We start from the raw sequence: 21,146 nt of genomic DNA on the forward strand, positions 1-21,146 counted from the left end.
AGAAACGGAGGAAGTCACCATGTCAATCAAACTCGGGGTTCGCGACCTGGTCGAGTTCACCCTACGAACCGGCGATTTAGGCGTCACGTCCAACAGCCAAAATACGGCGTTATTGGGCGCTCAAATTCACCGGCGCCTGCAAAAGCAACGCGGCACCGACTACCAAAAAGAATACTACCTAGATTTGCCCCTCACATTGGCGGGCCACGACTACCTCCTGCACGGTCGAGCCGACGGGGTCACGTTAGCATCAGATGAAGCCACCACGGCCAATATCGAAGAGATCAAAACGTCGGATACGGACTTCGACCAGCTCAGCGACAACACCTTGACCCTGTATTGGGCCCAGGTCAAGCTGTACGCGCACATGCTATTCTGCAAGCTGCCGACGTTGACCAGCCTCACGCTGACGTTAACCTATTACCAGACCAGCACGGACCAGGTCACCCAAACCGACCAGACTATCGACCGGGACACCGCCAAAACCTTTTTTCACCAAGTCATCGACGAATACGAGACCTGGTTAACCTTTCGGGACGAGCTCCGGCAACGCCGCGACCCCACGGTGCAAGCCTTGGACTTTCCCTTCGGTCAGTACCGCCCCGGGCAACGCGAACTCGCCGTGGCCGTCTACAAGACCGTTCTCAGTCGTAAACGGCTCTTTGCGGAAGCCCCCACCGGGACCGGGAAGACCATCTCAACGTTGTTTCCCACCATTAAAGCCATCGGCGAGGGCGTGATTCAACGTATTTTCTACCTGACCGCCAAACAGAGTACCCGCCGCGTGGCCGAGGAAGCCATCACGTTAATGGCCACCCAGGGGCTAAAACTCAAAAGCATCACCCTGACCGCCAAAGACAAAATCCGCTTTCCCGAAGAAGTCGACCTATTGCCCGAAAACAACCCGTTCATGCTGGGCTACTACGACCGACTGAAGCCGGCATTACTCGATTTGATTCAGCATAACGACCAGCTCACCCGCGACGTCATTGAAACCTACGCGCGCAAACATACCCTGGATCCGTTTGAATTTCAATTGGACGCCGGCCTTTTTTGTGATGTCGTGATTGGCGACTACAATTATCTCTTCGACCCACAGGTGCACCTCCAACGCTTCTTCGCCACTACCGACCCGGACAACTTTTTCCTAATCGACGAAGCCCACAACCTGGTCGACCGTTCCCGTGATATGTATTCGGCGGCCATCAGCAGTCGGCCGCTGGACCGCCTATTGGACCAAAGCGAGGGGTTATCCCAGGCCTCTGCCAAACTCCGCCGCCGGTTACGCGACCTGCGCGACACCTTTACCGACGTCGCCGCCCCCTTACGGCAGAGCGGCCAAACCGACACCACCTTCTTGACACCACCCGAAGCCTTTAACCACGAGCTGGGTCGCCTGATTGAAGCCATCCACGACTGGCTGGCCGATCAACCGCAAACACCCTTCACCCAGGCGATTCTCGACTTTTACTTTACGGCCATCAGCTACCAGCGTATCGGCGAGTACTACGACGACACCTACCGGATGCGCCTGACCCTCGAGGACGATAACGTCACACTCAAACAGCTTTGTCTCGACCCCAGTGCCTTTCTGGCCGATAGTCTGGCATTAGGTCACGGAGCTGTGCTGTTCTCGGCGACCCTCTCGCCGTTAAGCTACTACCAGACCGTCCTGGGGGGTGGCACCGACAGTTTGGCTTACCGTCTGGAGTCACCCTTCCCGCCGGAACACCAACAAATCCTTATCACCAACTACATTCAAACCACCTACAAACAACGTCAAGCCAACCTCGCCAATATCTTGTTAGCGATTAAAACGCTGGTGGATGGCCGCACCGGCAACTACTTAATTTTTCTGCCCTCCTACAGCTACCTATTGACGGTCCGGCAAGCCTTCGAGCTGGCCTACCCCAAGGTTCACACGATTAGCCAAGAGGCCCAGATGACCGAAACCGCGCGCCAAGATTTCCTCGACGCTTTCACCACCAATCCGGAGCGGACGTTGGTTGGTTTCGCGCTACTGGGGGGGATCTTCTCCGAAGGTATCGACCTGAAAGGCCAGCGGTTGATCGGCGTGGGCATCGTCAGCGTGGGTCTGCCGGGGATTAGCCCCGAAAATGACTTGATTCGCGACTACTTCGACCAGCAGGACCAACCTGGATTCGCCTTTGCCTACCAGTTGCCCGGTCTCAACAACGTCTTTCAGGCCGCTGGGCGTTTGATTCGGGGGGCTCAGGACGTCGGGGTGATTTTACTGATGGATCAGCGGTTTGCCACCTCGCGTTACACCCAGCTTTACCCGCAGCATTGGCAGCATTACCAACGACTCTACCGGCCCGAACAGTTGGGCCCGGCCATCGCTCACTTTTGGACTCAGGAGGCCCCGCAGCATGAAAACTAAATTAACGTTAGCCATGGAACAGACGCTATATTACTATTGCCGCGAGACTGGCGCTACCGCGGTTGAAGAGGTGACCATGCCTAACGATCAAGGCATCGTCGATACCCTCAGTTACCAAGAATTGCCGGACCACACCGTGGAATGGCGCTGTTACGAACTCAAAGTCACCAAAAGCGACTTTCACTCCAGTGCTAAATTATCGTTCGTGGGTCACTATAACTACTTTGTCCTCCCGTTAAAGCTTTATCAGACCGTGGCGGACGAAATTCCTACCGGCATTGGTGTCCTGATCTACCGCCCGTTTGACCCGCAACTCCTGGCCACGGCCAGTGAACCCCCGGTTACCCCGGGATATTTGACGGTCGCCCGGCCCCCGCGGCACCAGGAACTGCAGGTCCCCGCTACCGAATTACAAAGTCGCTTCATCGCCTCGCAGGGCCGCGAAGTGTTTAAGGCCAAGCAGATGGCGACCGGCCTGAAGCAGTACAGCACCGAGCGTCTCTACCAAGAATTGAAGAAACGTCACCAACACTATGACGTCTACACCCCCGACCATAACTTCTACGACCAGTTCGTCGCCGATACCGAGGAAACCGCCGTGACCGCGCTCCAAACGGAGATTGACGCACTGAACCTCGAGGTCTATCAGCTCCAACAACGGCTAAAGGAGTCACAGTCATGATCTACTTTCCGTACTTTCGTGGGCGGCAGTTCGATCTGCAGGCGTTAAAAGCCATTGCCCAGCAACGGATCCTTCCGCCCAACCTCATCCCCATCATCGAACCGGTCCGCGATATCAAAGCTCTCCCGCAAACCGTGGCCGCCTTTGTCGAGCACGACCAGCCACTGGTCATCGTGACCAATCCCACGGTCAGCGACTACGCGTTGACCCAACAAAAACTCCACGACTGGTCCCCGTGGCGCGACAACCCCAACCTCATCTTGGGCCACGTCCTCGGACCGACGACCACACCAGAAGCCTTGACGCCGCTAAAGGGTCACCACACCCTGTTGATTGCTCGCCAATACGACGAACTCGCCGCGGCCCAGGGCGCCGGGTGGCTCGACTTACCCACCTATCTGCTGGTCCCACCCGAAGCCCGCATTCGGCAATTGCTTCACCGCCCAACCGTCAGCTTGTTCGACCACGCGTGGTTTCCCGACCGCGAGCAGACCTACGCCGACCTGACCGATGGCTTCTTCAGTGACGATTGGCAACGCGCAACCTGGGCGCACGACCAGGGCTTTAGCGACTACACCCTCACCGGCGGTCACTACAGCGAACACGGGTATCCGGCCCGCGCCGTGACGCTTCACCTGACCTATTTTGCCGGCGACCAATTACGCATTCGCCGCTTTGTGTCGGACGACCGCAGTGACTACAAGCATCCCAAGGAAAAGTTTTTCCAGGCCGTGGCCAAGCTGGCGGCCTGGCTTCCCGACCAACCCGCGGCGACGCAAACGCCAGCGGCCCAACAGTTGGCGGCCTACCACGACCAACACCACTTTCCAGGCCTCGGCGTGGTCAAGCGACTCAGCTCGGAACACCACCTCCAACTGATGGCGGCTTTTTTCCGCCAAAATTATCCGGTTTAGCCCTTCCCCCAGAGGGAATAAACAGCGGTTAGCCGGTGCCTTTTAACGTCAAAATGACCATTACTCCTGCATTCGGAATAATGGTCATTTTGAGCTTAACCGGAACCAACGCTAAACAACGGTTCGGGTCCACTTTCATTTTTATCCGGTATCGCTTACAACTTCATAGTTAATGCTTATTCGGTTCCAGCTTGGTAACCGTCCAGTATTGGACCCCCGTTGGTTTTGCCCAAGCCTGTAACTTTCGCTTAGCACTGCGCTTCTTGTGGTTATCCCACCGTTGGTAACAGAATGTCACCACGCCATAGACGAAGAAGAAAATCGTCAGAAACGTCACCACTAATGATAGCCAAGATCCTAGGAATGCAAACATCATGATTACCCCCATTTTCAAGATAGACTGCCTTCCGGTACGCTGCTGCCCCCAAACGATGACTTCAACGCACCATCCTTCCCCTTTACGATAAATATACCTGAATTCTTCTGGGTTGGTCCTTTTGACCAATCATTGACTTACAATTTAGTCTATTAACTATCTAACTGGCCTGAGATTTATGGCAAATGGCTTATCAACCCTAGCTGGGCCCCAGGACGGTCAGGTGGTGGCCTGAATATAAAAGTGGCCATTATCCCAAAATTCAGGAATAATGGCCACTCGGCAGTTCAGCGGACCCAACTATCTTTGGGTACCCGCTTCGGTACCGTAATTGTGCACATTAGGTTAAGCAGGTAAGACGCTGACACCTTCGGGCACCATGAAGTCCTTTTGCGCTAGCGTCAACTTCCCCGTTTCGGCATCGCGCTTAAAGAGACTCGCGTTATCGGACTTTTGGTGAACCACTAAGACCAAGCTTTCGTCGGCCGTCCAGTTAAAGTCCCGGGGGAAGTCCCCTTCCGTCGCAATTCGTTGAATTTCGGTCAACGTTCCGTCATCGGCGGTCTTCAGAACCGTAATCGAGTTGTTCCCCCGGTTAGAAACGTATACGAAACGCCCGTCACTGCTTAAGCGAATGGCTGCGGACCCGTTATGCGCCGTCCAATCATCCGGGATGACGTGGGTAATTTGCTTGACCGCAAATTTGCCGGCTTGTTCGTCATAGGTTAACGTGGCAACGTTACTACTCAACTCCCCAACCAGGTAAACCACGCTCTTCGACGCATCAAAGACGATGTGCCGCGGACCGTAACCGGCAGGTAAATCGACGTGACTCACAATGGACAGCTTCCCATTGTCGGCAACGTCGTAGAGGTAAACCCGATCCGTTCCTAAGTCACATACCACTAACCGACCATCCGGTGTCAGATCGGCATAGTGGGGATGGGGCCCGTCAGCCTGTTCGGGGGCTGGGCCCACGGGATCGGTATCCGTCAATTCATCGGCAACGGTCAGTGAACCGTCCGCCGCAATGGCGTAAACCGTAATCTTAGCCGTGTGGTAATTGGCGGTGTAAACCAGCTGCCGCGCTTCATCCACGGCAACGTAGGCGGGTGAAGAGCCCGGCGTCAAGACCTGTTGAATGGCCCGTGGCTTCTTGTCTGACATGTCGTAGATAATCAGACCACCCTCCGTTTGGCCATCGGTTTCTTTCTTGTTGATGACGTACAAACGTTGTGCCTTTGATTTTGCAATATAAGTTGGGCTGCCGGCAGATGCCAACCATTCGCAATTCGTCAACTTAGCGGCATCTTGATCGACGCTCACCTGATAAATCCCACGACTGATGCGTTTGGTATAAGTCCCAATGTAAAACTCTTCGGTCATACTGTTACCCCTTTCAACTTGTCTGTATCCCCTTTTAGTATAGCACAGCTCTTCGCCACAAAAACGACTAAGTCACTGGTGGTCGCCGCCAATAACCGGTACAATGAAACTAATTTATCGACGCGACTAATTGAGCGATAAGCTAACTGCTTGGTTCGTTCACCTTAATTGTTAGCCGCCCCCATCTTGGAAACAGAAAGGATCCCAAATTTATGTCTAGCTTTGAAGGCTATCACCCGCTACTCACCCCTTTGTTTCGCTTCGATTGGTTGACTCAGTTTCGCTTAAAGCAGGTGGCCGCCATCACCAATCAAGACCTCGCCGAAACGGCCGAGTGGATTAATACCAACATGCACCAAACCATGAGCCGCAACGCACTGACCTGGGGAATTGAACGACGGGCCACCCACAAGCTCGTGGGCTGGGGCGGCTTCCACACCGTCGACCTTCCCGCCCACAAGGGGCAGGCCTACCTGAGTGGCGCAACGCTGCCGGCCAGCGAACAACAAGAAATCGTTGACCGGCTCGTCAACTTCGCCCAAGAAGAACTTCAGCTAACCGTCCTCACGCTGAAGGACTCGCAGAACTTAGATGACGCCGTGGTGGCTGCAGCGGGCTTCGAACAAGACGCTCAGCAAAATTGGCGCTGGTCCAAGCACTAGCGGCCAATTCACGGTTGAAATCATCGGCTCCCACACCCGCATCACCCGGTTAGCTGTGGTATACTGAAACCGAATTCACCGGTTAGTTTAACCAATGAACTGGCAGGCAATACGCAGCTAATATGGGAGGAATCTGTCATGTTAAAAAGTCGACTCTTAGGATTAACGATCGTGGCACTGGGGACCTGGGGCCTGGGAACCGCCATGACGACCACAACCGCGCAGGCAGCTAAGTGGCACGCGGGGACCCCCAAGGTCTTACGCGGCACTTACGCGATGCATAAAAAAGATGCACTCGGTGAAAAACCTAATCTCAAGTTCACCGCCACCAAGCTGACGCTACAGCTCAATCCTCCCACCGTGGCCGACCACCTGAGCAAGGTCTCGTACCGCAAAATCAACGCCCACACCTACTACTTGAAGGGCCACTACTTATCGAGCGGCGTCCTCTACGTCAAGGCCATTTACAGCCCTAAGGCCCAGCAAAAACGCCTAAAAATTCAAGAAGGCTTCTTAGACGGCCAGCACATCAAGTGGTCGCCCCAGCACGCCATGGGCTGGTTCTATCAAAAATAGTGAGCACACAAAACGGCACTTCCCGATGAAGTGCCGTTTTTAGTCTGCTATTCGGTAACTCGTTGGTTCAATTCAGCCGCCACGTCCAGAGATTCGCTGCGATAAGCGTCGTGAACGCCTAGCGCGTAGCACGCCCAGCTGCCCAGCAGGACTCCGACAAAGTCTAGTGGATATGGCAACCAACCGGCGCCACCGAACTGGTGACTACCGATTAACGACATTAGCGTTAACCAAATCATCTCGGCTAACAACCAGCGGCCGCCGCGTAGACTGGCCCGTAGCTGCGGCCAGCCCTTCGGCCGCCGCACCTCGTAATACACGTAGAACACTAGGCCTAACGCAATCACCCCGAAGACTTCGACCGTGGTGGGCCACTTGGCCCAGTAAATCGCGAGACTGGCCAACCCATAGGCTACCGGAGCCCACCAATTTAGGTGCCGCAACCGAAACGGTCGGGTAAAGTCCGGCGCTTGCCGCCGTAGACTCATCACCGTCACCGGTCCGGTCAGATACGCAATCAGCGTGGACGTGGAAATCACGTTAGACAGAGCACTCCAGTTTCGGAATCCTGCCACCAGCACCACCCCCAACACCATGTTCACCAACATGGCGCGTCGGGGCGTCTGGTACTTGCGGTTAACTTCTCCCAGTTTAGTCGGCATGTGCTTGGTGCCGGTCATCGCCGCCAGCGCCCGGCTGGTGGTCGCCACAAACGACACCCCGGTCCCGAACGGCGATACGAACGCGTCTAGGTAGAGTAAGGTCGATAACCAATTTAAATTTAATAGGATGGCGATATCGGCAAACGGAGACTCGAAGTTGACTCCCGACCAACCATGGGTCAACGCACTCGCGGGTACGGCACCGATAAAGGCCACTTGCAAAAACGTATAAATCACGGTGCTAATGCTAAAGGCAATCACGATACCCCAGAAAATGTTGCGCTCCGGGTGCTCGATTTCGTTACCCATGTTAATGGTGGTCTGAAAGGCGTTATATGAAAAAATGATTCCCGCCGCGGTGGTCGCCGCAAAGATCGACGCGCTGCCACCCGGCATAAAGCCTGCCTTAGCCGCAAAGTTTTGCGGCTCAAAACCGGTCAGGACCAACACTAGAATCGTCAGCGTTGGAACCCCCAGCTTAAAGATCGAAATAAAACTGGTAAACCGCGTCAACAACTTGACCGACCAGAAATTCAGCAACGTGAAGGCCAAGATGAAGAGAAAGACAATCACTAACCCCAGATTGGTGACGTTGCCGGCGTGCAGAAAGCCCCGGGTCCAGTTGGCCCAAGACCAGGGCCACGAACTCATGTACTGAACGGCCGCCACGGCCTCAATAGGAATAATGGTTAATAGGGACAACCAGTTGGCCCACCCCGCCACGAACCCCAATAACGGCCCGTGGGAGAACGCCGCGTACTGGCTCATCCCGCCACTGGTGGGAAACATGGTTCCCAACTCGATGTAGTTTAACGCAATCAGGCCAATCACGACGGCCCCTAAAATCCAGGACAAAATAGCGGCCGGACCGGCAATTTGGGCGGCCATTCCGGCCCCAAATAACCAGCCCGACCCAATGATGGCGCTGAGCGTTAGCATGACCAATGAAAACAAACTCATTTTACGCTTCAAGCCAAATTTCCTCACTTTCAACCGCGACGGTCAGTAAGAGTAGCTTAGGATTGGCGCTTCCAGGCCAGTCAGAAACGGGCTGGAACGGGGTGGGCACGGCTTCAAGCCCGTAGCCCAGGTCTTGAAGACCGACCTTTGTCTAGGCCGGTAAAGAACACCGGCCAACACAAATTTCACCCCTGAGCCCATTTCTGCCTGGCCCTCCAGCTCACACTGGCAATGGTGATTTTCTTCCGGTTAACCCACCAGTGTAATGGTTGCAAGCTTTGGGGCTCCTGATTGTCCGCGGAAAACCAGTTTTATCCTCCACTAGCATCGCATTTAACAACTACAGTCCTCGTTTAAATTTCTAAACAGTCTCTAATTCCCGTCGCGGGATTATTTGGCTATTGTACACTCCCTGTCTGGCAAATAGCTTAGAAATTCCTTAGAAAAGCTGACCGACGTAGTAGTGAATAAACATGGTAATAATCCCGACCACGATGTTGCGGACAATCGCCGTCTTGACCAGACCGTGACTCAACTTGGCGCTCAGAAAACCCGTCAACGCCACAGATAAGATCACGGCAATGATGGTCCCCGGCCACTGCCAAGCCACCGGCAGAAAGGTCATCGCAACCAGCGGAAAGACCCCCCCGGCCGACGCGGAGAACAGTGAGGAGAAGGCCGCATCCCATGGGTTCATGTAGTGTCCCAGCTTGATGTCGTACTTCACTTCGACAATGGTTTCCAGGGCGTTCTTGCTCATCAGATCCTTGGCGATGGCCAAAGACGTTGCTGGCGTGACGCCCCGGCCTTCGTAGAACTTCTGGACCGTCGCGAGTTCGTCGTCAAAGTTGGTCTTTAATAGCTCGGCTTCCTTAGCGACCGCCGCCCGTTCGGTATCCTTTTGCGTGCTAACGGAGGCGTATTCCCCAGACGCCATCGAAAAGGCGCAGGCAATCAGGTCAGACAAACCGGCGATAAAAATCGTGAACTGGTTCGTGGTCGCCGCAGCCACACTGAATAGGACCCCGACTACCGTCAGAATACCATCGTTAGACCCCAACACCCCAGCCCGCAACGTGTTGAGCTTTTCATCCATCGTTTGGTGTTGCTTCTTACTCTTCTTTAAACGCAACGTATCATTTGCTACCATTGTTTAGCGCTCCCTCTCATGCGAATAATCGACCGATAAAGTACGTGACCAGCATGGTAATGACTCCCGCTACCACGTTTCGCACGGTACCGTTCCGTCGGTTGGCGTTCCCCAGAATCGCCGCGACATAGCCGGTAATCGATAACGCGATGATGACCGCCACGAACGTCCCCCAGATCCGTAAGTTCTTCGGCAACAAGCTGATCGATAACAGCGGTAGGATGGAGCCCGTCGGAAAGGAAATCATCGACGCAATGGCCGCCGAAAATGGATTGGTGTACTCTCCTACGTTAAACCCAAAGCGTTCACGAACCGTGGCCTTGATGGGATCCTTAGTCATCATTTCGTGGGCCGCCTGTTCGGCTAATTCCGGTTTAATCCCACTGGCAACGTACTTATCCTTGATGAAGTTGAATTCTCCGTCATAATCGTCATCTAACGCGACCGTCTGGGTTTCAATCGCCTTACGCTGAGCATCCTTTTGCGTATTGACCGAAACGTATTCCCCCATGGCCATCGACACCGTCCCGGCAATCATTCCGGCAATCCCTGAGATAAAGATGGCGAAACTACTCGTGGCTGCTCCGGCCACCCCGATAACAATCCCCGCAACGGATAAGATGCCATCATTGGCCCCCATAACGCTGGCCCGTAAGACGTTGATGCGTTGCGCTAAAGTTGCTGGCTTCTTCTTTGATTCCATTATTCCTAACCCCCTACATGGTTTTACAACCGCAGTACTTTTATCATAGCACGAATCAAACTCAAAAGTTTGGTATGACTAAAATTTTATCTATATTAGAATCGTTCTTATCTAACAACAATTCTATTCTAGCACGAATCCCGGAAAAGTAAATCATCTACCAACTAAAAATTATCGTAACCACGAATTGTTCTAAATTAAAACGGAAAACTGGAAGTCTGGTCGAAATGTGGTTTAATAGAGTCAGATAAGACTAATTATAAGGAGGGATTCCCATGGCCCAACCTAACCAACTTTTAGCGCAAGCGTTAAAGACCTTAAAGGATCATCATATTCGGGTAACGCCCCAGCGCCGGGTAATTTTGACTTACCTGGTCAACCATCACAATCACCCGGCCGTTGAAACCATCTACACCGCATTAGCGGCGGAACAACCTAATCTTAGTATGGCCACGATTTATAACACGTTAAACCTCTTAGTGGACCTTGGTATTGTGATCGAACTACCCAACGATAACGGCGGCGTCCGTTACGACTTCTATGGGCAGCCCCATTACCACGTGATTTGCGAAAACTGTGGCAAGATTACCGACGTCTTCGCCCCCGACTTCGCCCAGTTGGAACAACAACTCAACCGCGAAGCCAGCGAACAAACCGGATACTTGGTCACCAGTAACCACGTGGAGGTCTACGGGTTATGCCCGGAATGCCAACAAAAGTTGCATATCGATCCCGCCAGAAAACAGTGGGCTCAGGGTGCCGCGCCGGCACCGACAGCCGATTAAACCGGTTTCTTCTGATGTTACAGTGAGGTTACAGGCGTCGTGCAGTTTTAATCTATTTGAAAACACCCGAAACAAAGCCCGTGGTTATTGATATTAGAAGCGTAATATTAAGCTACGGTCCCGGTTAACCGGTTGTCGTGAGCGACATTTATCGATATAGTAAGGTACGAAATCATAGCGTCGCAACCGTACAGATGGTTGTTAACAAATAAGATAATGAAAGATTTGAGGGATGATTCGGGTGAAAATGTCAAAAGTTCTCCTTGCGGCAGTCGCCGCGTTAGGGTTTGCCGGTCTCTTCGGCGGAGCAACCTCGGCGAATGCTAGTTCGAAGGTCAACAATTATATTAATAGTCACAATTACAAGCCAGCCAAGGTCACGAAGGCCATTTGGAGTGGCTTTCCTAAGTACAAGTACCGGCACGGTGTTGGCAAGCCGGAAGGGGTCGTCGTCCACGAAACAGCTAACCCGTCTTCGACCATTTACAACGAAATTGCCTACATGAAGCGGAACTATAACAACGCCTTCGTCCACAGTTTCGTTGACGCCTCCCACATCATCAACATTGCCAACACCAACTACCTTTCCTGGGGGGTTGGCTATCCGGGGAACGCTCGGTTCGTTCAATTCGAACAGATTGAAGTACACAGTAAGTCCGCCTTCGCCCACGAAATTGCTAACGCGGCCTGGTACACGGCTTACCTGTTAAAGGAATACAAGTTGAAGCCTAACGATGCTGCCTACGACGGTAAGGGGACGGTTTGGTCCCACGGGTCCGTCGCTAAGCATTTAGGCGGGTCAACGCATACCGATCCGGTCGGGTACTACGCTTCGGCTGGGAAGAAGTACTTTGGGCAGAAGTACACCATGGCTGCCTTCTACCAGATGGTTAAGAAGTACTACAAGACCATGACGACCTCAACGCACACCAAGTTGATCACGGCAACTTACAAGTCGGTCAACCAACAAGCGAAGTTAAGTAGCAAGTACACGAAATACTACCTATACAATCACGTCAAGGGCTCTAACAAGAACGCCAAGCGGCAAAAGTGGTCTAAGATTACGCCTAAGGTGGGCAAGACCTACTACATTGACATGACGGCTAAGAAGACCACGGGATCGACCTGGTACCGCATCAAGCCTTCTAAGAACAGTAGCAAGCGTTACTGGGTTTACTCAAAGGTCTTAACGGGCGTCCAGAACGTCAAGACGACCACCGCAACGACAGCGAGTGCCACTAGCAGCTTCGATTCATCCAGCGCTACGAGCAGTTCTGATAGTTCGTCGGCCGCCACTAGTTCCAGCGACGTTAACGCAGCTAGCACTAGTACCAGTAGTGTGAGTGCCAGCAATTAAAGCTTAAATTTACGTTTCAACCCTCAAGCGAGCGGTGACTATCTACGGGATGGTCACCGCTCGTTTTTGCGTGGTACCGACGCGAACCTCTTTCACACCGCAAAATAGCGTGACTCTTAACGTAAAAATGGCCATTATTCCAAATTCAGGAACAATGGCCATTTTAGTATCAAGCGAAACAAACCGTCCGGTGACACCCTATCGACGGCCGCCGCGGGAACCACCGCGCAGCGCAACAGACCTATTTCGCCGCGCGCTTCCGCTGACCGGCCGCCGCTCGGGTCATGACCCAGGTGGTAATGGGCACCGTCAGCAAGACACTCAGCATGGCGAACAGGATCATCAAGATTTCCGACACGAAGATTTTATCGTTGAAAATCTCGCCAAACGAATAGTGCACACCGGTGAACCAGATGAATAACGCCAGGAAACCGCCGAAAAAGCCGAAAAACAGGGTGTTAAACGTGGTCCCGATGATTTGCTTACCCACGCTGATACCGTCGTTAAACAGCGATTTTAAGCCAACCTGGGGGTGCTGCTCAAGAATCTCACTGAGTCCCGCCGAAATCGCCATCGCCGCCTCGGCAATCGCTCCCAGCGTGCTCAGGATCGCCGTCGCCGTCGTCACCTTGACGAAGTTGATCCCCACCAGGACCGACAAGCCCACCAGGTCCTCACTGTCCTCCGGGCCAAAGCCCTGGACCATGGCCCACTGCTCAACCGGAACGATTAATAGGACCAAGACTACCAGCACGATGGCCGAAGCGATAAACGCCACGGTACTCGATAAATCATCACCACTACTCATGAAAATGGTCAAAGCCAAAACCATTAAGCCGACCACCAACGTAACGATCAACGGTGAGAAGTGAAAGGCCACCAACACGATAGCTAAGAATAGCAGGCCGAAGTTCAGGAGCAACGCCAGAAACGACTGGGCCCCCGCCTTGCCACCCACTAGCACCATTAGCAGTAGTAAAATCAGGCCCAATAAGGTAATTGTACTCATGCGGCCACCCCCTTAGGTAACCAACGACTAGCGAGATAACTGGCCAACGGAACGGCTAATACAATACCAATCCCACTAATCAAGCTTTGAACCACTCCCATCGACATGTTCATCGAGAAGGTATAGCCCCAGCTATTACCATTTTTGAGGTATAGCAATGCCATCGGAAACGTGTCGGCCACAAAAATAAAGAACAGCACGTTAATCAAGGGGCCCATAATGGTACTCCCAATCTGCCGGCCGGACTTGAAGATCTGTTGTGGCGTGATGGTCGGACGTTCTCGTTTCAATGCGAACAACGACGAGATGATGTCAGTCGATTCATCCATCACCGCACCTAACGACCCTAACAAGGTCTCAGCCAAGAACAATGGTCGGGGTAACTGGGTCACATACTGCATGGACTCGTAGAACATCCCCTTCTCGTGAGTCACGTGAAAGACACCTAACGCGACGACAATGGCACACAGCGTCCCCCCCAGCGTGGTTACCAACGTGATGACCATCTGACGAGTCCAGCCCAACACTAGCCACAGGGTTACCGCCGCAAAAACGACGGCTAAGCTGCCGAAAATCCACAGGACTTGCGCGCCCTGTGTTGAGCCATTCAACAGGATGGCCATTAAGAAGAGCACCCCGTTAGCCGCGACGCTAAGAAATGCCATCAAGCCGCTAAACTGCATGATTAACAGGAGTAGACCCACGACCACCCACAGCATAAAGACCAGTGGGATATCGCGCTTCCGATCTTTGACCGTTGCACTCAGATGACCATTATGGTGGTGTAACACCACAAACAGCTGATTCCCAACGTGGTAGCGTTGATCCATGGCCCCCGACGCCGAATAGGTATTGGTCACCTTCAGCTGGTGCCCCCGCCGTGACGTATTCAGCAACGTCCCCGTCAAAACCTGTTGCGTTTGATAATCGACGTTTTGAAAGTCATCGGTTTCCTTGGTCGTTTGTTGTTGCCGCACCGCGGTGACCCGCATGATGGGATCGTGATACCAGACGGCGTTATGCGCGGTACCCCACAATAGTAGGCCGCCGACGATAACCACGACTAACCACGCCCACCAGGTCACTTTGGACGTTTGCTTAAATGATTGCACACTAACCGTTCCTCTCTCTGATACTTTCAATTTTCAATATACCACTTTCCCCCAGACCCACCGGTTCCCCGCTCAAAATTTAACTAAATCGAAGGAGGTCCCGTGAAATTCCCAGTTGACCTTGCAATTTTGGGAGAAAACCAGTAGAATAGTAGCCGATTGTTATTTTAATTAAGCGAGGGTTTTTACAATGAGAAAAGCACATCCAAATGGCGTACAAGGCCGTCGGAAGGTTAACCGTAAGAAGGACCTGAAGCGGCGCGACGAAATCGCTAATCTTCAACGTTGGTTGAAGGGCGAAATCAAGAACAAGTAATCTCGCCAATTACTGAAAAAAACGCACTGACCAATTGGTCAGTGCGTTTTTTTGCTTAGCTCAACGAATTAATCGACCACCAGGACACTAGTGTCCGAGTTATGAACCACGTAGGCCGTGGTCGACCCCATAATGGCGCGACCCAAACCGTGAACCCCGGAACGACCAATCACCGTTAGTGTGGTTTTAAGTTCTTGGGGCAGCGTCGTCGCAATCGTGGGCTTAGGCAAGCCCACTTTGAAGCTAGTTTCAACCGGTACCCCGGCATTCTCTACTTCTTGCACCGCACTGTCTAAAAACTTCGTCGCCGCGGCCTTAAAATGGGTGACAATTTCACTCCCAAATTCCGCACCATAGTGTGCATAGGTCTGATCACTAGCGACAGAGACGATGAACAGTTTGGAGCCGAGTTTTTTGGCCAGCTTAATGGCCTCTACCAATGCTGTATGGGCATTTTTGCTGCCATCCATCGGTACTAAAATCCGTTCATACATCCTATCCCGTCCTTTCCAAAATCCACCGAAGTGGTATCGCTTTCAACACCTTAATCATACCAATAATTTGGCTTTTATGAAAGCAACACGTACTGCTTTTCATCAATATTTTTATGCAACTCATTCCCAGAAAAGCAATTCCCCGCGCGGGATTAGGCGACTTGTGGTAAGATGTAGCAAGTACTTTACTCACTCAAAGGATGGCGTATCTAACAATTATGAAAAAACTTCTCGTGAGCGCCCTAGGGTTGATGGCTTTGACCCTGGCCGGCTGCTCCAACACCCTCACCACCAAACAGTCCACCTACCATCCCACGGCGCTCACCGCGGTGGTCAAAGGCGACGCGAAGGCCAAGCGTGTGACCTACCAGATCGAAGACGGTCCCCAACAATCCGTTAAGGTTGCGGCCGGAACCTACTTCTTCCAGGTTCCCGCGGCACCGCACGACCAAACGGTCAAACTCAGTGCTAACGGGACCCACAAGACCGTCACGGTCAAGGCCACCCAGGCATTAGGCAACTACCAAAAATTTGCGGCCAGCTACAATCAGATGGTCATTGCCAGTTACCTGCCAACTAAGGTCCAAAAGCAGCTGCAGACGGCCCAGAAGACTCAGGCCCAGACCAAGCAAAAGTTAGCGGCCCTGGCCAAGACTGACCCAACGGCGGCTGCAGTGGCAGCCAAGCAACAACAGGCCGCTGCTCAACAGCTACAGGCTAAACTGGCCACTGCCAAACGGCAAGCTAAAGCCGACTTGCTCCCTACGACGGCTAAGAATGGCGTGCAAAACTTGGTCACCACCAAAGCCGCCACGATCCGTGCCAACGTGCAGGACGGTCAGCTAATGGGACTCGCGTTGATCACCCCCACGGCACAGATGAAGACTAAGAGCGGTCAGAAGCAGTTCGGGACCACCTTCGCCTTACTGGGAGCTACGTTAAAGGCTAAACCGAAGTACGTGATCAACAAGTTTGAAAAAGTGCTAAAGGATGCCAAGTCCAATAGTAGTTCCACTAATACCAAAACGATTCACTCCAACGGAATCCGGTTCAACACTGGCTTTTCGGCGGATCACCTCTACATTTATATGACCAAGTAAATCCAATTAGTCATGCGCTTCCTGGACAGTCAGAAACGGGCTGGAACGGGGTGGGCACGGCTTAAAGCCTCCCAAATCGAGTCTTGAAGACCGACCTTTGTCTAAGCCGACTGAAAAACGTCAGCTAAGACAAATTTCACCCCTGAGCCCATTTCTGACTGTCCCTCCAGCTTACACTGGTTATAACCAACTATCTGTGTCTTTTCTTAATAACGGCTGGTTGTTTTAACCAGTGATTAGATCCTAGAACATTCCTTACCAGTCCAATTTCTTACGCTAGCAGTTAACCCCCGCTAGCGTATTTTTGACTAGATGGAAAGCTGAGTTGTCTTAACCCGGCGCAATAAAGTGTAATCATTTTCATCCCCATCGATAGTGCCGCATAATGACGGTAAGCTGTGATAGCGGAGACCAGCACTCATGGTGTCAGCGCGTCGCAACTAAGTCAGCAAAAATTTGCTTCTATCTAGGGGGAGTCAAGCATGCAAAGCGAGGAGAGAGTATTTGAGACCTTCTTACGGCAATACCGGGAGATTTTCTGCGTCCTGATTAACGCCGCTGAGCAGATCACGGGGCAATACTCATTAAGTTTCGAACAATATTTACTGTTAAAACAAATTCATGAACAACGCAACATTACGCTAAGTGAGCTTGCGGATGACACCCGGACCACGCGTTCCGCCGCGGCTCGAAAATTACGGGCCTTACTGCTAGACGGTTACGTCGAACAGGAAGCCAAGATGGACGACCGGCGGGTCAAGTACCTGCGATTAACGCCTAAGGGAACCCGGGTGGAGGACGACATTCACCAGGTCTTCTTACAGAGTGCGCGGACTTGGAACCAATTACCATCCGACTTAGCGCCAGAAGCGATTAACGATTTCTTCACTCGCTATCAAGCCAACGTGGCTATCTGGGATCGTAACCGGCCGAAGTTCCACCGGCCCGTAACGCGGACCCGGCGGCAAGCAGAAGATTAAGCGGCCAAATGCCGTTCAGCATTAGGAGTGTGGGGTACGCCTCAGACTCCTTTTTTGATGGCCCTCCCAAATCATGAGAAATCAATGATAAAATAGTTTCCTTTCCCCGCCAAGTGGGTTAACCTGTGACTAATGACAATATTTAAGGAGGATTTTCGTATGCACACCACTCATTTTGCTGCCGGCCAACCCGGTGGTTCCGCAACGACTTTTCCGGTTGACGAGTCCCTGCTCAACCAAGACCTCTACGATGCCGTCAATGGCAAGTGGGCCGAACAGGCCACCATTCCCGCCGACCACGCCTCGACCGGGGGCTTCATGGACTTAGTCGACAACATCGAACACACCTTGATGGCCGACTTTGCCGACCTCTTAGCGGGTAAGTTAACGCCCGCCAATCCCGAAATGGCCGAATTCAAGAAATTCTACGCCTTAACGCGTGACTTTGCGGGCCGTGAACGGGCCGGTGCCGCACCGCTCAAGCCTTATTTGGCCAAAATCGAAGCGCTACAGAATTTCGCCGACCTAAACGCCGCGTTGGTCGATTTCTACCGGGAAGGCATTCCCACGCCCATCGCGCTGAGCGTCGACCCCGACATGAAGGATACCAGCAACTACGCGCTGTACGTCGACGCGCCGAGCCTGATTCTGCCCGACAAGACCTACTACGCCAAGGATAATCCGGCGGCCAAGCAATTACTGCCAATCTACACCCAGATGGCCACCAAGTTACTGACCATGGTGGGCTACAGTGAAGATGACGCCGCCCAGTTGGTCGACCAGACCAAGCAATTCGACGCGTTGATTGCGCCACACGTGAAGTCGTCCGAAGAAGCGGCCGACTACGTGAAGGACTATAACCCGTTCCCGCTGGCCGACGTGGCCGCTAAGACCGACGCGTTAGACCTGACCAGTGCCGTCACCGCCCTTCTAGGCGCCACACCGGACCAGGCCATCCTCCCGCAACCGACCTACTTCGACGCCATCGGCGATCTCTTAACCCCCGCCAACTTCCCACTCGTGAAAAGCTGGATCCTGGTTAAGACGGTCTTGGGCGCTAGTGGCACCTTGACCGAGGACTTCCGCCAAGTCGGTGGCACCTACGGCCGAGCTTTGTCGGGTCAAAAACAGGCTCGCTCTCAGGAAAAGGCCGCCTACTACCTAGCTAGTGGCTACTTCAGTCAGGTTGTCGGTGACTACTACGGTCGCAAATACTTCGGTGAAGCCGCTAAGGCCGACGTTCGTAAGATGGTCCTGAAGATGGCCGGCGTTTACCAAAACCGGTTGGCCACCAACGACTGGCTGAGTGAAGCCACCCGCAAGAAGGCCGTGGTCAAGCTTCAGAAGTTGACCATCAAGGTCGGCTACCCGGACAAGATCGACCCACTCTACGCCAAGTTTAAGGTCGACACCACCAAGTCCCTCTTCGACAACGCGCAAGCCTTCGACGAAATCGCCTTGGCTGAACACTTCGGCCACTGGGGCCACCCCGTCGACCGCGAGAAGTGGGACATGAGCGCCAACACGGTCAACGCCTACTACTCCCCGTCGAACAACGAAATCGTCTTTCCCGCCGCCATCTTGCAAAAGCCGTTCTACAGCCTAGAACAGTCCAGCAGCACCAACTACGGCGGTATCGGGGCCGTCATGGCGCACGAAATCTCCCACGCCTTCGATAACAACGGCGCGCAGTTCGACGAATTCGGGAACCTGAATAACTGGTGGACCGACGCGGACCTGGCCCACTTCAAGGACCTCTCGCAGGCCATGATCAAGGAATTCGACGGCATCGACTTTGCCGGTCAGAAGGTCAACGGTAAGCTGACCGTTTCCGAAAACATCGCCGACGCCGGCGGGCTGAGCTGTGCCCTAGAAGCCGCTAAATCGGCCGCTGACGTCGATTTACGGGCCTTCTTTATCAACTGGGCCAACGTCTGGCGGATGAAGGCCACAACGGAATATATGCAGCTTCTGCTGTCGATCGACGTCCACGCCCCGGCCAAGCTGCGGGCCGACGTGCAGGTCAAGAACCTCGACGACTTCTACACCACTTTCAACGTTCAACCGGGCGACGGCATGTACCTGAAGCCGGCGGACCGGGTGAAAATCTGGTAATCTAGATCTAAACTAAGCGCTTCCGGGCCAGTCAGAAAATGGGCTGGAACGGGGTGGGCACGGCTTCAAGCCCCCCAAACCGGGTCTTGAAGACCGACCTTTATCTAAGCCGGCAAACAACACCGGCTAAGATAAATTTCACCCCTGAGCCCCTTTCTGACTGGCCCTCCAGCTTAGACTGGCGTTAATGGCAACTCTAAGCCATCGCAACTAGTCATGACTCACTTAAAATTTTACTTTGAATCCTAAAATCACGCCCTCGTCTAACCGACCAAGGCGTGATTTTTAGGTTTAACCCATTTTAGAAACTATCCGTCAAAAAAAACGGTCACCCGCCATAACGGCGTGCAACCGGTCTTTCGTTTACTTTTTACTTCTGTAAGGTGCTCTCTCGTAAGACCAGACTCGTGCCGACCGTCACCCGTTGCGGGGTGGTCCGGCCCGTTTGAATCCGGTTTTCGATCAAGTCAACCGCCGTGGTACCCAGGAGTTCCGTGTTGACGTGCACGGTACTAAGCTCCGGGAAGACGTACCGGGCAATCGTGGTGTCGTTGAACCCAATCAGACTCACGCGTTGCGGCACGGCAATGTTAGCCTCACGAAGCGCCTTTAACGCGCCAGCGGCCATGGGGTCGTTGGTCACGAAGAACGCCGCGGGCAGTTGGTCACCCAACGTCTCAATCGCGCGGGTCATCTGATCATAGCCAGATTGGTTGGTGTAATCCCCCGCGAACACGCACGAGTCGTCGTACTGTCCGCGACTTTGCAGCAACTGCTTGAACGCCTGATACCGCGGATCGATTACCTGGTACTGCTCGTCGGTGGTCCATTCCGTCCCATGGAGTAACCCGATACGGGTCTGCCCCTGCTGGGTAAAGTAATCAACCACCTGTTGCACCGCGATCTGAAAGTCCGTGACCACGCTGTCGTACCCGTTAGCCAGTTGGTCCTGATCCACAAACACCAAGTTCGGCGTCATTTCCGCTAAGGCTTGGACCTGCTGGGGACTAAACTTCCCGATAGCGATAATCGCGTCCACGTCGTCGTCAATCTTACTCAGGTCATTCTGGAAGGTCCGCATGGTAATGAAGTGGCGTTGTTCACTGCGCTTCTCCAAGCCCAGGCGAATCGACATGTAATAGAGGTCGTCGAGTTCTTTGGTCTTGGAATACCATTGAACGACGGCAATCTTCAATTGCTTGTCCGCCAGAATCGGCCGCCGCTTGAGCTTCGAATAGTTCAGATTTTCCGCCACCTCGAAGATCTGCTTGCGGGTTTGGTCGCTGACCGATAACGTCCGGTCGTAATTCAAAACCCGCGAAACCGTCGCCAGTGACACACCCACGGCCTGAGCAATATCCTTTAACGTTGCTGCCATCGTTCTCGCCTCCCTAAAACGTTAATCA

Annotated in this window: 20 protein-coding genes; 11 read left to right on the top strand and 9 right to left on the bottom strand. The window is 53.3% G+C overall.

All coding sequences use genetic code 11. From position 1 onward, the window contains the following. Positions 1 to 19: 19 nt before the first annotated feature. Genes RI501_RS10580 through RI501_RS10590 form a run of 3 tightly spaced genes read left to right on the top strand, consistent with a single transcriptional unit; the run spans position 20 to position 3,997 of the window. Complete coding sequence (locus tag RI501_RS10580; RefSeq protein ID WP_313822406.1) at positions 20 to 2,401, top strand: ATP-dependent DNA helicase; 2,382 nt, start codon at positions 20 to 22, stop codon at positions 2,399 to 2,401. Continuing rightward, positions 2,391 to 3,083: a hypothetical protein gene (locus tag RI501_RS10585; protein WP_313822408.1), complete on the top strand. Its 693-nt coding sequence runs from the start codon at positions 2,391 to 2,393 to the stop codon at positions 3,081 to 3,083. The genes RI501_RS10580 and RI501_RS10585 overlap by 11 nt, the downstream gene beginning before the upstream one ends. Further along, positions 3,080 to 3,997, top strand: coding sequence for a sce7725 family protein (locus RI501_RS10590; RefSeq protein WP_313822410.1), 918 nt, complete (start codon positions 3,080 to 3,082; stop codon positions 3,995 to 3,997). Before RI501_RS10585 ends, RI501_RS10590 begins: the two co-directional genes overlap by 4 nt. 169 nt (positions 3,998 to 4,166) lie before the next feature. Here RI501_RS10590 and RI501_RS10595 read toward each other — a convergent pair whose 3' ends face one another. Both RI501_RS10595 and RI501_RS10600 read right to left on the bottom strand, forming a co-directional pair. Then, positions 4,167 to 4,370: a hypothetical protein gene (locus RI501_RS10595; protein ID WP_313822412.1), complete on the bottom strand. Its 204-nt coding sequence runs from the start codon at positions 4,368 to 4,370 to the stop codon at positions 4,167 to 4,169. A 348-nt stretch (positions 4,371 to 4,718) separates the two neighbouring features. After that, complete coding sequence (locus tag RI501_RS10600; protein ID WP_313822413.1) at positions 4,719 to 5,759, bottom strand: lactonase family protein; 1,041 nt, start codon at positions 5,757 to 5,759, stop codon at positions 4,719 to 4,721. 212 nt (positions 5,760 to 5,971) lie between these two features. Between RI501_RS10600 and RI501_RS10605 the strand changes: the two genes are divergently transcribed. Together RI501_RS10605 and RI501_RS10610 are read left to right on the top strand one after the other, a co-directional pair. After that, positions 5,972 to 6,421 (top strand): GNAT family N-acetyltransferase, encoded by a 450-nt coding sequence (locus RI501_RS10605; protein WP_313822415.1) that lies wholly within the window; start codon positions 5,972 to 5,974, stop codon positions 6,419 to 6,421. Between the two features lie 138 nt (positions 6,422 to 6,559). Continuing rightward, complete coding sequence (locus RI501_RS10610) at positions 6,560 to 6,997, top strand: hypothetical protein (protein ID WP_313822417.1); 438 nt, start codon at positions 6,560 to 6,562, stop codon at positions 6,995 to 6,997. Between the two features lie 47 nt (positions 6,998 to 7,044). Here RI501_RS10610 and RI501_RS10615 read toward each other — a convergent pair whose 3' ends face one another. The 3 genes from RI501_RS10615 to RI501_RS10625 all read right to left on the bottom strand — a co-directional run bounded on the left by RI501_RS10615 (position 7,045) and on the right by RI501_RS10625 (position 10,472). Further along, on the bottom strand, positions 7,045 to 8,619 hold the full coding sequence (locus tag RI501_RS10615; protein ID WP_313823223.1) for an APC family permease: 1,575 nt from the start codon (positions 8,617 to 8,619) through the stop codon (positions 7,045 to 7,047). A 439-nt stretch (positions 8,620 to 9,058) separates the two neighbouring features. Beyond that, a complete protein-coding gene (locus RI501_RS10620; RefSeq protein WP_313822419.1) occupies positions 9,059 to 9,769 on the bottom strand; it encodes a VIT1/CCC1 transporter family protein in 711 nt (236 codons plus the stop codon). Positions 9,770 to 9,785: 16 nt separating this feature from the next. Beyond that, a complete protein-coding gene (locus RI501_RS10625; RefSeq protein ID WP_313822421.1) occupies positions 9,786 to 10,472 on the bottom strand; it encodes a VIT1/CCC1 transporter family protein in 687 nt (228 codons plus the stop codon). Positions 10,473 to 10,747: 275 nt separating this feature from the next. Here RI501_RS10625 and RI501_RS10630 point away from each other — a divergent pair, with 275 nt between their 5' ends. Both RI501_RS10630 and RI501_RS10635 read left to right on the top strand, forming a co-directional pair. After that, on the top strand, positions 10,748 to 11,257 hold the full coding sequence (locus RI501_RS10630) for a Fur family transcriptional regulator (protein ID WP_057732665.1): 510 nt from the start codon (positions 10,748 to 10,750) through the stop codon (positions 11,255 to 11,257). Between the two features lie 247 nt (positions 11,258 to 11,504). Continuing rightward, the gene (locus RI501_RS10635; protein ID WP_313822425.1) at positions 11,505 to 12,614 is read left to right on the top strand and encodes a peptidoglycan recognition protein family protein; all 1,110 of its coding nucleotides are present in this window, start codon (positions 11,505 to 11,507) and stop codon (positions 12,612 to 12,614) included. Positions 12,615 to 12,855: 241 nt separating this feature from the next. On the opposite strand, the gene RI501_RS10640 is transcribed toward RI501_RS10635, so the two are convergent. Then, positions 12,856 to 13,623, bottom strand: a complete 768-nt coding sequence (locus RI501_RS10640) for a YibE/F family protein (RefSeq protein ID WP_313822427.1) — start codon at positions 13,621 to 13,623, stop codon at positions 12,856 to 12,858. Continuing rightward, positions 13,620 to 14,735, bottom strand: coding sequence for a YibE/F family protein (locus tag RI501_RS10645; RefSeq protein ID WP_313822429.1), 1,116 nt, complete (start codon positions 14,733 to 14,735; stop codon positions 13,620 to 13,622). The genes RI501_RS10640 and RI501_RS10645 overlap by 4 nt, the downstream gene beginning before the upstream one ends. A gap of 190 nt (positions 14,736 to 14,925) precedes the next feature. Here RI501_RS10645 and RI501_RS10650 point away from each other — a divergent pair, with 190 nt between their 5' ends. Beyond that, complete coding sequence (locus RI501_RS10650) at positions 14,926 to 15,051, top strand: hypothetical protein (RefSeq protein WP_263862334.1); 126 nt, start codon at positions 14,926 to 14,928, stop codon at positions 15,049 to 15,051. Positions 15,052 to 15,119: 68 nt separating this feature from the next. Here RI501_RS10650 and RI501_RS10655 read toward each other — a convergent pair whose 3' ends face one another. Further along, positions 15,120 to 15,545: a universal stress protein gene (locus RI501_RS10655; RefSeq protein ID WP_313822432.1), complete on the bottom strand. Its 426-nt coding sequence runs from the start codon at positions 15,543 to 15,545 to the stop codon at positions 15,120 to 15,122. Positions 15,546 to 15,763: 218 nt separating this feature from the next. Between RI501_RS10655 and RI501_RS10660 the strand changes: the two genes are divergently transcribed. The 3 genes from RI501_RS10660 (at position 15,764) to RI501_RS10670 (ending at position 19,740) form a co-directional block, all read left to right on the top strand. Then, positions 15,764 to 16,645 (top strand): hypothetical protein, encoded by an 882-nt coding sequence (locus tag RI501_RS10660; protein ID WP_313822434.1) that lies wholly within the window; start codon positions 15,764 to 15,766, stop codon positions 16,643 to 16,645. Positions 16,646 to 17,127: 482 nt separating this feature from the next. Continuing rightward, complete coding sequence (locus tag RI501_RS10665; protein ID WP_313822436.1) at positions 17,128 to 17,625, top strand: MarR family transcriptional regulator; 498 nt, start codon at positions 17,128 to 17,130, stop codon at positions 17,623 to 17,625. Between the two features lie 159 nt (positions 17,626 to 17,784). Continuing rightward, positions 17,785 to 19,740 (top strand): M13 family metallopeptidase, encoded by a 1,956-nt coding sequence (locus RI501_RS10670; protein WP_313822438.1) that lies wholly within the window; start codon positions 17,785 to 17,787, stop codon positions 19,738 to 19,740. 370 nt (positions 19,741 to 20,110) lie between these two features. Here RI501_RS10670 and RI501_RS10675 read toward each other — a convergent pair whose 3' ends face one another. Beyond that, positions 20,111 to 21,118: a LacI family DNA-binding transcriptional regulator gene (locus RI501_RS10675; RefSeq protein ID WP_313822439.1), complete on the bottom strand. Its 1,008-nt coding sequence runs from the start codon at positions 21,116 to 21,118 to the stop codon at positions 20,111 to 20,113. Positions 21,119 to 21,146 lie beyond the last annotated feature (28 nt).

The sequence above is a fragment of the Levilactobacillus zymae genome, from assembly GCF_032190635.1.
Lineage (GTDB): Bacteria > Bacillota > Bacilli > Lactobacillales > Lactobacillaceae > Levilactobacillus > Levilactobacillus zymae_A.